6 protein-coding genes and 4 tRNA genes are annotated in these 11,992 nt (G+C 49.9%); 8 read left to right on the top strand and 2 right to left on the bottom strand.

Features of this window, described 5'->3' with window-relative positions; all coding sequences use genetic code 11:
- Positions 1-81: 81 nt before the first annotated feature.
- Positions 82-996: a citrulline utilization hydrolase CtlX gene (gene ctlX / locus QVE43_RS00175; protein ID WP_288003634.1), complete on the top strand. Its 915-nt coding sequence runs from the start codon at positions 82-84 to the stop codon at positions 994-996.
- An 83-nt stretch (positions 997-1,079) separates the two neighbouring features.
- Positions 1,080-3,305: a phosphoribosylformylglycinamidine synthase subunit PurL gene (purL, locus tag QVE43_RS00170; protein ID WP_288003632.1), complete on the top strand. Its 2,226-nt coding sequence runs from the start codon at positions 1,080-1,082 to the stop codon at positions 3,303-3,305.
- A gap of 244 nt (positions 3,306-3,549) precedes the next feature.
- Here purL and QVE43_RS00165 read toward each other — a convergent pair.
- Positions 3,550-3,620 (bottom strand) — tRNA-Cys (locus QVE43_RS00165).
- Positions 3,621-3,815: 195 nt separating this feature from the next.
- Here QVE43_RS00165 and QVE43_RS00160 point away from each other — a divergent pair.
- From QVE43_RS00160 to QVE43_RS00150, 3 genes are all read left to right on the top strand, one after another.
- A tRNA-Asp gene (locus tag QVE43_RS00160) sits at positions 3,816-3,889 on the top strand.
- 268 nt (positions 3,890-4,157) lie between these two features.
- Positions 4,158-4,233, top strand: a tRNA-Gly gene (locus QVE43_RS00155).
- 65 nt (positions 4,234-4,298) lie between these two features.
- Positions 4,299-4,371 (top strand) — tRNA-Gly (locus QVE43_RS00150).
- A 79-nt stretch (positions 4,372-4,450) separates the two neighbouring features.
- On the opposite strand, the gene QVE43_RS00145 is transcribed toward QVE43_RS00150, so the two are convergent.
- Positions 4,451-6,970, bottom strand: a complete 2,520-nt coding sequence (locus tag QVE43_RS00145) for a bifunctional UDP-N-acetylmuramoyl-tripeptide:D-alanyl-D-alanine ligase/alanine racemase (protein ID WP_288003630.1) — start codon at positions 6,968-6,970, stop codon at positions 4,451-4,453.
- 346 nt (positions 6,971-7,316) lie between these two features.
- On the opposite strand from QVE43_RS00145, the gene QVE43_RS00140 reads away from it, so the two are divergent.
- From QVE43_RS00140 to priA, 3 genes are read left to right on the top strand one after another with little or no spacing between them, the layout of a single operon-like run.
- Positions 7,317-8,522: a hypothetical protein gene (locus QVE43_RS00140; protein WP_288003628.1), complete on the top strand. Its 1,206-nt coding sequence runs from the start codon at positions 7,317-7,319 to the stop codon at positions 8,520-8,522.
- 11 nt (positions 8,523-8,533) lie between these two features.
- The gene (locus QVE43_RS00135) at positions 8,534-9,460 is read left to right on the top strand and encodes a PfkB family carbohydrate kinase (RefSeq protein ID WP_288003626.1); all 927 of its coding nucleotides are present in this window, start codon (positions 8,534-8,536) and stop codon (positions 9,458-9,460) included.
- 25 nt (positions 9,461-9,485) lie between these two features.
- Positions 9,486-11,990, top strand: coding sequence for a primosomal protein N' (gene priA / locus QVE43_RS00130; protein ID WP_288003624.1), 2,505 nt, complete (start codon positions 9,486-9,488; stop codon positions 11,988-11,990).
- Positions 11,991-11,992: the final 2 nt, after the last annotated feature.

The following is an 11,992-nucleotide window of genomic DNA, read 5'->3' as shown; positions in this document are numbered from 1 at the left end:
GAAAGAGGAAATCAGCGGGCGGGGTTGAATCATTGTCAAAAAAAAGCTTACTTAAAGGTTGATAAAAAATGGAAAACACCTATGCAAGCAACCTCTTATGTGATGATGATTCGCCCTGCCCGATTCGGTCCCAACCCACAGACCATCGAGCAGGAAATGCTTGACATGGATGCCCTGAACTTAGATGCCATCCATGAGCAAGCATTGAAAGAATTCGACGGCCTGGTGCAACTGCTTCGTGAACATGATATCAACGTACTTGTGTTTGAAGACGTAAAAGAAGACCCTTCGCCCGACGCCTTATTTCCAAGCGACTGGGTGTCGTTCCACAGCAATGGCAGCGCGGTGCTTTACCCGCTGGAAGCCCCCAACCGGCGCAAAGAGCGTCGAAAAGACATTCTGGAGCATCTCAAGAAGCAATTTATTTTGCGAAATATTATAGACCTCACCCATCACGAAGCCAAAGGGCGCTTCCTTGAGGGCACCGGCAGCATGGCGCTCGACCGCACCCAAAAAGTAGCGTATGCCTGCCTTTCACCTTGTACCCACCCGCAGGTATTGAGCAACTTCGGCAGCCTGCTACAATACCGCACGGTCACGTTCCAAGCGGTAGATGCCCACAAAAAACCGGTACGGCACACCGACGCCATCATGAGCATCGGCACCAAATACGTCATTTTTTGCATGGATGCCGTCACTTTGGATTTCGACCGGGAAGTATTGCGCCAAGAATTCAAGAAATCTCAAAAAGAAGTAATAGAGGTGAGCCATGAGCAAGTAGGCAGCTATTGCTGCAATGTGCTGGAAGTTATGAGCAACACCGGCATTCACTACCTGATCATGTCGTCCCGGGCATATAAAACCTTGACTGACGAACAAAAACACCGCTTGGAGCGCTACGCCAAGATTTTGCACACACCGCTTGACACCATAGAGCAGTATGGCAAAGGCAGCGTCCGTTCCATGCTCACAGAGATTCACCTGCCAACGCTCTAAAGCAATGGTAAGTTTTTAGGGAAAAATGCTGTTTGGTCAAAAGGCTTTCCCTATTTTTGCCAAAACAAAATCAGAAAGACACCATGGCCACCCAAACCGAAGATAAGTTACTCAACATAGCCCTTCAATTAGGTTTGCTCGAGGAAGAGTATCACCGCATTGTAGAGATATTAGGACGCAAGCCCAACTTCACGGAACTGAGCTGCTATGCTGCCATGTGGTCGGAGCACTGCTCCTACAAGAACTCTATTGTGTGGCTGAAGAAACTTCCCAAAGACTCGCCCCGCATGCTGGCAAAAGCCGGTGAGGAAAATGCCGGCTTGGTAGATATTGGCGGCGGCTGGGCGGTCAGCTTCAAAATAGAATCGCACAACCACCCCTCTGCCATTGAGCCTTACCAAGGCGCTGCCACCGGTGTGGGCGGCATCAACCGTGATGTGTTCTCTATGGGGGCACGCCCCATAGCACAGCTCAACTCATTACGTTTTGGCGATATCAGCACCCCCAAAACCCAACGTCTGTTGCGTGGTGTGGTCAAGGGCATTGGCGACTACGGCAACGCTTTCGGCATACCTACGGTAGGAGGCGAAATCTTTTTCGACAAATGCTATCAAACCAATCCGTTGGTCAATGCCTTCTCGGCCGGCGTCGTGCGCACCGACCGTGTAGCCAAAGCCATTGCCAAGGGCAAAGGCAACCCCGTTTACATTTTTGGCTCTGCCACAGGGCGTGACGGCATTCATGGGGCTTCTTTTGCCTCCAAAGAAATTACCAAAGACTCGGAAAAGGACCTGCCTGCTGTGCAGGTAGGCGACCCTTTCATGGAAAAACTATTACTGGAAGCCACGCTGGAAGCCATTGCCACCGGTCATGTGATAGGGGTGCAAGATATGGGGGCGGCCGGCGTGATTTGCTCCACGGCCGAAATGAGTGCCCGCGGCGAGAGTGGCATGGATATTCACTTGGACAAAGTGCCCACCCGACAAGAAGGCATGCAGCCCTTCGAAATCCTGATTTCCGAATCGCAAGAGCGTATGCTCATGGTGGTAAAAAAGGGCAAAGAGAAAGAAATAGAAAAAATATTTGACAAGTGGGACGTGGCCTATGCCAAAATAGGCGAAGTAACCGACAGCAAAGAGCTGCGCTTCTTCATGAAAGGCGATGTGGTCGCTAAAATGCCCGCTGAAAGTCTGGTGTTGGGTGGCGGCGCCCCGGTTTATTATCGCGAATACAAAGAGCCCGCTTATTTTCAAGAGTACAAGAAGTTTCATATATCGCAAGTCAAAGAGCCGCGTAACCTGAAAAAAGTAGCGCGTTTCTTACTGCAGCAACCCAATATTGCCTCGAAGCGCTGGGTATATGAGCAGTACGATTCGATGGTAGGCACTGCCAACCAATCGACCAATGCTCCTTCGGATGCAGCGGTAGTGGCTGTCAAAGAAACCGACAAGTCTATTGTCATTACGGTCGATTGCAACAGCCGCTATGTGCATGCCGACCCCGAGCAAGGCACAGCCATTGCCGTAGCCGAAGCCGCACGCAACATTGTTTGTTCAGGCGGCGAGCCCATTGCCATTACCAACTGCCTCAACTTTGGCAACCCTTATAACCCGGAAGTGTACTGGCAGTTTGTGCATGCTATCTTGGGCATGAAAAAAGCCTGTGAGCGCTTTGAAACCCCCGTCACGGGTGGCAACGTCAGCTTCTATAACCAATCGGAAGAGGGACCTGTATTCCCCACACCGACCATCGGCATGCTGGGGCTGCTTGAAAACCGCGCGTGGCAAATGACCTTAGACTTCAAAAAAGCCGGTGACTTGATTTATCTCATAGGCTCGCCCAAAAACTGTATTTCCTCTTCGGAATACCTCTATGCTTATCATGGCGTAGAGGCCTCGCCTGCCCCCTTCTTCCATTTAGATGAAGAGTGGGCAGTGCAGCAGGTAATCAAACAATTGATTCGCGCCGGCTTGCTGCGCTCTGCCCATGATGTTTCCGACGGTGGCTTGTTCGTTACCTTGGCTGAGTCGGCTATGCCGCGAGGCTTGGGCTTCCGCATTCGCACCGACAAACGCTTCCGCCGCGATGCTTATCTCTTCGGCGAAAGCCAAAGCCGCGTGGTAGTTAGCGTGAAGCCAACTCATCAAAAGAAATTTGAAAAATTTATGGAGGGCAAAGGGGTTGAATACAGACTTATAGGTGAGGTAATCAAGGAGCACTTCATCGTGGATAAAGACAAGTGGATGGAAGTGCACGAAGCGCAAGAATTATACGAAGGAGCGCTGCCCCGGTACATGGAGCAGGGCTAAGTACAACTCCTATACTTTTCACACGGCAGCGGGCAATTATGCCCGCTTTTTTCATTTCTATTTGCCTGAGTTTTCTGAAAAACCCTTCGGGGGGGGGGGTGTGCCCTGCACTGCAAACTAAGCGAAAGCCATGCAAAGCAAAAGGCAAAACAAAGTATGCAATGGCAAGAAAAAAATAGTGCATCCATGCCTGTAAGACACGAATGCACGAAATAGATTGAAGACACCTAACAAGTATCTCTCGAGGTAGCGGGCGGATTCGAACCGCCGTACGGGGTTTTGCAGACCCCTGCCTAACCGCTCGGCCACGCCACCATTGCTTGCCTTTGCGACTGCAAACATAGCGAGTGGAAATAAAAAATCAAAACTTTTTTCTCACTTTTTTGTAACTATCAATGGTAGTATTCTATGTTTCAAATCATTACACATTTACCCCGATAAAAAAACAATTCAAGGCTTGCACGGTATGAAAAGGCTTTCTATATTTGCATCGTCAATCAACGACAAGCCGGAGCGGTAGTTCAGTTGGTTAGAACGCCGGCCTGTCACGCCGGAGGCCGCGGGTTCGAGTCCCGTCCGTTCCGCTCAAAAGGGAAGCTTCGCGAAGCTTCCCTTTTATTTTTTCATCCTTCTTGCCTTGCATTGCCCCATTTGAACGCTTAGCTTATAAGCCGCCATATCTCTACCACCCCTTCCTCCCTCAACCTTCAAAAAAAGCAATCATTTTTTTAACACAAAACCACTTGACTAACAAGTAGTAACAACTGAACGGTAAAAAATTTTTTAAAAAATATTTGCACGATTCATAAAGCTTGTGCTATATTTGCATCGTCAATCAAGGACAAAAGGCAAGCGCGAGTAGCTCAGTTGGTAGAGCGCAACCTTGCCAAGGTTGAGGTCGCGGGTTCGAATCCCGTCTCGCGCTCCAAGTAAAAGTAACCTGCTTAGTATGTTTACTAAGTGGGTTTTTTGATTAAGTCGCGTTTAGTTCAAGCGCGAGTAGCTCAGTTGGTAGAGCATCAGCTTCCCAAGCTGAGGGCCGCGGGTTCGAATCCCGTCTCGCGCTCTTGTATCCATCACCAAGCCTGCAGGCAAACAAGCAGGCTTGTTTTTTTATTGTGCCTCAAAACGAAGCGTGCCCTTATTCAGGCATCTGTGTAGAAGATTCTTTTGACACGGCTTCCTATGCCCGTCAACACTTCGTAAGGGATGGTTTCCAAGCGTCTGCTCAGCTCATTCAGTTGGCTTAGGTTTTCGAAAACCACCACCCTGTCCCCTTCTTTGGCTTCCGGAATATCACTTATATCAATCATGCACATGTCCATACATATGTTGCCTACAACCGGAGCGGCTTTTCCATGCACATACACTACCCCCTTGCCATTGGACAATGCCCTGCGGAAGCCATCGGCATAGCCGATATTGATGGTAGCAATGCGCATGGCTTTTCGGGCTACAAAACGACGCCCATACCCCACGCTCTCGCCCGGCTGAATGTGCTTGACCTGTGCAATATTGGTACTTAAGCGAGCAGCCAACTCTAACTCTTCCTGCAATGTGCCGGAAGGGTCTATGCCATACAAAGCAATTCCCAAGCGCACCATGTCGTACTGCGCCTCCGGGAAGCGGGCTATGCCCGCCGAATTCAAGATATGACGAAGGAAGGGGTAGTTCAGCGCTTGTTGAAAATAGCTGCAGGCCTCTTCGAAGAGTTGCAACTGACGGCGGGTAAAGGCATCTTGTCCGGCTTCGTCGGCAGCTGCCAGATGACTGAAAACCGAACGCACCTTCAATATCTGTTGCCCTGCCAAGTACTGAGCCAGTGCCTTCCATTCGTCTTGTTCAAATCCCAAACGCCGCATGCCGGTATCTATTTTAATATGCACCGGATAGTTGTTTTCGCCCCGGGCTTCTATGAGGCGCTGAAAGCTCTCCAATACGTGGTAATTGTACAATTCAGGTTCCAGGCGGTATTCTAGCAAAGCCTCAAAGGCACCGGGTTCAGGATTCATGACCATGATAGGCAAGGTGATGCCCTGCTGCCGCAAACGGATGCCTTCATCGGTGTAAGCCACGGCCAGATAATCGGCACGCAAAAAAGAAAGCATACGGGCTACTTCTTCTATGCCACTACCATAAGCAAAGGCTTTGACCATCACCATCAAGCGTGTGGCAGGGTGCAGGCGGCGGCGCACACAATGATAGTTGTGCATGAGCTTGTCGAGATTCACTTCCAACACGGTGCGGTGCAGGTGTTGTTCTAACCGTTGCACCAGCTGTTCAAAAGCAAATTTCCGTGCCCCCTTTATCAGGATATGACTGTGGTGCAGCTGTTCCAGCAAGTCGCTGTTCAACAAAGCCTGTGTAGAAGGCAAACAGTGCACCTCCGGCAGGCTCGAGAAAAAGGAAGTGTGCAAACACATGCCCTCACCCACCCCAATAAAAGTGTGTACGCCGGCACTTTCGAGCATCTCTGCAATCCGGTGGTAGAGCACGGCATGGGGCAAGCCCGTTTCCAGCATATCGGAAAGAATCACCACTTTGCGGCGCTCTTGTGCCTGCTGTTGCAAGACCGACAAAGCCACATGCAAGCTTTCGATGTCATTGCTGTAGGAATCGTCTATCAGGATGTTGTGGCGTATGCCTTGTTTCATTTCCATGCGCATGGAAAGGGGGCGCAGGCGCTGCACCCGCGCTTCAATAACCTGCGGGCTATATCCCATGTAAAGCATAAAGGCAACAGCCGAAAGAGCATTTTCTATGGAAGCCTCGTCTATAAAAGGAAGGAACAAGCGAAAGCCGTAGTCTTGATAGCAAACAGACAACAGCACCCCTTGGCTCCGCTCTTCCAATAGCTTGTAGCGCACATTTGCAGTAGCTTGTGTTCCCCACGACAGCCGGTACACCTCTTGCGGCAGGCTTTCCCATGCTTTGGGGTACAGCTCTTCCAGCTTTTTGGGGTAGATAAGGCAACGGGCATGAGTAAATAACTTCAACTTTTCCCGCAATTTCGCCGGCCGGTTGGGAAAGCCACGGTCATGAGCCGCCCCCAGGTTGGTTAAAATGCCAATTGTAGGACGAATGACAGCCGCAAGGCGCTCCATTTCGCCACTTTGCGAAATGCCGGCTTCAAACAAAGCCAGCTGATGATAGGGCTGCATTTGCCAAACAGACAAAGGCACGCCTATTTGCGAGTTAAAACTTTTAGGACTGCGCACAATGGAGTACTCTTGTGCCAACAAAGCAAACAACCACTCTTTTACTATGGTCTTGCCGTTGCTGCCCGTAATGCCTACGACCGGAATGGCAAAGCGGCTACGGTGCGCCGCTGCCAGCGCCTGCAGAGCAGCCACGGTATCACGCACCTGCCACACATTCACATCGGCATAGTCATACGTCCACTCTTTTTGCACAACAAAATGGCGCACGCCTTTCGCATAGGCTTCCGGGATGAAACGGTGCCCGTCATAATGTTTACCGGGAATGGCAAAAAAAACTGTATTGGCTGCTTTTTGAATACTACGGGTATCGGTAAGCAGCTGTTGGACAGCTGCGCCGGGCAAGCCAAGCTTGGCCGGTGATACCAAAAGCGGTTCAAATACTTTGTGTACCTCGGCAGAGGTCCACTCTATCATCGTGTGGTTTTTACCGGTAAGTGTATTCACAGACTATGCAAGTTATGGTGTAGATGTCTTATTGGAACAAGAAGTTAGGGAATATCTGCCCGTAGAACAAAGGTATTATATTTTTACGGCAGGCACTTGTTTGTGTCATTATCTGTTGCCTTTGTTAGCAGCAGCTCACAGGCGTCGTACAAACCACAAGCAATTTATTGCCAATATTTTCGATAAATTTCATATTCTTTCACGAAAAAAAACAAAACGCTGCTTTTACCCCCACCCCATCAATCAACACATATCAGGCGCTCTTGCAGTTTTTGTTGTTATTTACTTAGTTTATGCAAGAGTTATTTCGTATATTATCGAAGCAAAATTAAATAAGTATTTTTTTATGACAATTTTAGAGGTAAAGCCTCAAGACAAGCGGCCGGTCAAATTATTTTTAGACGCGCACAAGCTCATCAATCAACAAGACCCCAACTGGATTTGTCCTTTGGACAAGGACATAGAAGCAGTATTCGACCCCAAGCAAAACCCGGCACATATCCACGGAGAGTGCACACGCTGGGTGCTTTTAGATGACACGGGCAAGCCCATAGGGCGGGTCGCTGCTTTTGTCAATGAACACACCAAATGGCTAAGCAACAAACAAGCCACGGGCGGTTTAGGCTTTTTTGACTGCATTGACAACCAAGAGGCTGCCAATTGTCTGTTCGACACCTGCCGCCGGTGGCTCGAAGCCCGGGGCATACAGGCCATGGATGGGCCTATTAACTTCGGCGAACGGGACCGCTGGTGGGGACTTTTGGTAGAAGGCTTTCATCCGCCCAATTATCAGCAAAACTACAATCCCCCCTACTACCGACGATTGTTTGAAGCTTACGGCTTTCAGAATTATTTTGAACAGTACACCTATGGCCGCCCGGTAGGCAGCGTAAACGACGCCTTGCATGCGCGTGCCAACCGCATTTTTTCCAACGAAGCCTACCGCTTCGAAAAGCTCAACAAAAAGAAACTCGACAGTTATGTACACGCGTTTACGCAAGTGTATAATCAATCTTTTGCCGTGATTGAAGACGTACCCCCCCTTAGCGAGGCAGAGACCTACACCCTGATGCGCAGCATCATGCCCATCATAGACGAGCGCCTGGTGTGGTTTGCTTTTTACCGGGATACCCCCATTGGCATGATGGTGATGCTGCCCGAAGTGAATGAGCTGTTCAAGCACTTACATGGCAAGTTCAACTTCTGGGCAAAACTCAAGTTTATGTATTACAAAATGAATATGCGCCGCTATTGTAAGCGCATGACCGGCCTGGTATTCGGCATAGTGCCCCGCTTTCAAGGACGGGGCATCGATGCGGCACTCATCTCCTGCATTGAATCAGAAGCCTTAAAACCAACTTTTCCTTATGAGTGGGTAGAATTGAACTGGATTGGCGATTTCAACCCACCCATGCGTCGTATTGTGGAAGACATGGACTTCAAGGTGCATAAAAAACACATCACCTATCGTAAAATTTTTGACCCCAATATTCCATTCGAACGCCATCCAATTCGTACTTTTGAACGTCGAAATTCCTCAAACAAAAAATAAAAAGCGAAATTATGTCTTTATTAGTTGTTGGTTCTGTTGCTTTCGATGCCATAGAAACCCCTTTTGGCAAGACCGATAAAATCATCGGTGGGGCAGCTACTTATATCTCTCTTTCAGCTTCTTTCTTTCATCGTCCCATCAAGTTGGTATCGGTGGTAGGCGGCGATTTTCCCAAAGACAAAATAGCCATGCTTCAGCAGCGCGGCGTAGCAACCGAAGGCTTGCAAGTCAAAGAAAATGAAAAGTCGTTTTTCTGGGCAGGGCGCTACCATATCGACATGAACTCGCGCGACACACTCACCACCGAGCTGAATGTGCTGGCCGACTTTCAGCCTGTTGTGCCTGACAGTTATCAAGACTGCGAGTATGTGATGCTGGGCAACCTGTCGCCGGTGGTTCAGCGGCAAGTCATAGAGCAGTTGAAAAAGCGCCCCAAGCTTATTGTTATGGACACCATGAATTTCTGGATGGAAACCGCCTGGGATGAATTGCAAAAAACGCTTAAGCTGGTGGACGTGCTGTCCATCAACGATGAAGAAGCCCGCCAAATGACTCAAGAATACTCATTGGTGAAGGCAGCGAAAAAAATTCTCTCCATGGGTCCTCATACGCTTATTATCAAAAAAGGCGAACATGGCGCCTTGCTCTTCCGCGAAAACCAAGTATTCTTTGCACCGGCACTTCCACTCGAAGAAGTGTTTGACCCCACGGGTGCCGGCGATACTTTTGCCGGCGGTTTCATCGGCTATCTGGCCGAAAGTGATGATATTTCTTTCGATAACATGAAGCGGGCTGTTATCTATGGTTCTGCCATGGCTTCTTTGTGTGTAGAGAAATTTGGCACCGAACGCCTCGAGCAACTCACGCCACAAGAAGTACAGGAACGTGTACAGGAGTTTATAGATTTGGTGCAGTTCGAAATAGAGTTGGAAAACTAAAAAAAACAAAAGCACGGAAGAGGCTATGGGCAACCACACACAAGCTTTGTATGCAGATGTCATTATTCCTCTGCCTCTTCCGCAGCTTTATACCTACCAAGTACCCGAAGAGCAGCGGGCGCGCTTGCAGGCAGGCTGCCGGGTGGTTGTGTCTTTCGGCAAGCAAAAAACGCTTACGGCCATTGTGCACCATCTGCACCACAAAGCACCGGAACACTATACGCCCAAGCCTATCTTGGAAGTACTGGACGACACCCCCACTGTCAATGAGCTGCAGCTGTCTCTTTTTTCTTGGATGGCAGATTATTACATGTGCACCCCGGGCGAGGTCATACAAGCCGCCCTTCCTTCTGCCCTTAAAATCAGCACGCAGTCTTTTATCAGTCTTGTGCCGGGCGTTCGCCCTGAATCGCATTCGCTCAGCGAAGAAGAGCACCGTATTGTAAAGCTTGTTCAAGAGCACGGCACCCTGCAGTATGAAGAGCTAAGCCGCAAAGTACGCAACGGCCGGCTCTATTCACTCTTAAAAGAGCTGCAAGACAAAGGACTGATAGATATTTTCGAAAAAGCCAAAGAACGCTATACGCCCAAACGGCAACGCAAAGTGCGGCTGGCCGAGCGCTGGCTGAACGACAAAGAAGCGCTCAACGATTTGCTGGTTTCTTTAGAAAAGAAAGCCCCACAGCAGTGGTACGCCTTGCTCAAATACATCGAGACCTCCGGTATTTTACGCGACTGGACACGCAACCAAGCCGGTGTAGAAAAACAGGCGCTGCATGCCAACGATGCCCGCATCAAGCCGGCAGCCATTCAGGCGCTGGTAAAAAAAGGGGTATTTGAAGAGTTTGAAGTAGAAGTTTCCCGCTTTGCTGCCATAGACCCTCACAAGCTACAGCCCCTCCCTGCCCTAAGCCCGGCTCAACAAGAAGCCTTCCGGCAAATCATGCATGCTTTTTTTGAAGAAAAGAAAGACATTGCCCTCTTACATGGCGTTACCGGCAGTGGCAAAACAGAAATTTATATTCATTTCATTCAACAGGCACTGGACAGTGGCTCACAGGTCTTGTATTTGCTGCCGGAAATAGCTTTGACCACGCAAATTGTGCAGCGCCTGCGCAAGATCTTTGGCGACAAGATGGGCGTTTATCATTCGCGCTTCTCCGACAATGAGCGCGTGGAAGTATGGCGGGGGGTGCAGTCGGGGCGTTTTAGCTTTGTGGTGGGTGTGCGCTCGGCCGTTTTCCTGCCCTTCGACAATCTGTCGCTCATCATCGTTGACGAAGAGCACGAAGCCTCCTACAAGCAACACGAGCCCGCACCGCGCTATCATGCCCGCGACGTAGCCATGATGCTGGGCAAGCTGCATTACGCCAAGGTGCTTTTGGGGTCGGCTACCCCTGCCTTAGAGACTTTTTACCATGCTCAACAAGGGCGCTATGGTTATGTGTCTTTGCAACAACGCTACGGCAATGCCCGCCTGCCCCGCGTCATCATCAGCGACTTACGCGCCGCACAAAAGAAAAACCGGTTGCGGTATTCCTTCGCCCCCGAATTGTATGAAGCCATTCACCGGCGGCTCGAACGGCAGGAGCAAGTCATCTTATTTCAAAACCGGAGGGGCTATGCTCCCTATTTGTGCTGTGAAGATTGCGGTTGGATTCCCAAATGCCGCTTCTGCAATGTAAGCCTTACCTACCATATGCATGAGCGTCTGTTGCGCTGCCATTATTGCGGGCACCAACAAGGAGCAAAAGGCACCTGCCGGGCTTGTGGCTCCAGCCGGGTGAAGAATGTGGGCATCGGCACTGAAAAGATAGAAGACGAGCTCAAACTGCTGTTTCCCGAAGCCCGGGTGGCGCGCATGGACTTAGACACCACACGGGGCAAAGACGCCTACCAAAAACTGATTGACCGTTTCGAAGCCCACGACATCGATATACTGGTAGGCACGCAAATGCTTACTAAAGGGCTGGACTTTGAAAAAGTAACACTTGTGGGCATCGTAGATGCCGACCAACTGCTTTACTTTCCTGATTTCCGGGCTCATGAGCGCGCCTATCAATTGCTTACACAAGTGAGTGGACGCGCCGGCAGGAAAGAAGCAGCCGGTGAGGTAATTATTCAAAGCCGCCACCCCGAACACCCCGTGCTGCTGGACGTGCAGCAACAAGCCTATGAGCAGTTGGTAAACAGAGAGCTGCAAGAACGGCGTACCTACAACTACCCCCCTTTTGTGCGCCTTATCGGGCTGCAAGTAAAACATACCAAAGAAGAGCTCGCCCATGCGGCCGCTCATGACTTGGTAGAACTGCTGCAGAAAAAGCTGGGCAAAGCCCGTGTATTGGGTCCCGACGTCCCATTGGTCGATAAAGTCAGAAACTACTACCTGCGCAACATATTGGTAAAGATAGAACGGCAGGGTATCAACCTTTCTGCCGTCAAGAAGTACATAGCCTACTGCATACAGCAGCTGACACTTCAAAAAGACTACCGGCGGGTGGTGGTAGTAGTTGATGTGGACCCCGCTTAAAA

Origin of the sequence: Thermonema sp. (assembly GCF_026003375.1) — a bacterium.
GTDB classification, from domain to species: domain Bacteria; phylum Bacteroidota; class Bacteroidia; order Cytophagales; family Thermonemataceae; genus Thermonema; species Thermonema rossianum.
The sequence above is the reverse complement of the archived record's forward strand: the minus strand, read 5'-3'. Positions and strand labels throughout refer to the sequence as shown.

Excerpts from the sequence above, each read along its gene's own strand:
- purL (WP_288003632.1), top strand. The coding sequence starts at position 1,080 with ATGGCCACCCAAACCGAAGATAAGTTACTCAACATAGCCCTTCAATTA.
- priA (WP_288003624.1), top strand. The coding sequence starts at position 9,486 with ATGGGCAACCACACACAAGCTTTGTATGCAGATGTCATTATTCCTCTG.
- QVE43_RS00140 (WP_288003628.1), top strand. The coding sequence starts at position 7,317 with ATGACAATTTTAGAGGTAAAGCCTCAAGACAAGCGGCCGGTCAAATTA.
- QVE43_RS00135 (WP_288003626.1), top strand. The coding sequence starts at position 8,534 with ATGTCTTTATTAGTTGTTGGTTCTGTTGCTTTCGATGCCATAGAAACC.
- ctlX (WP_288003634.1), top strand. The coding sequence starts at position 82 with ATGCAAGCAACCTCTTATGTGATGATGATTCGCCCTGCCCGATTCGGT.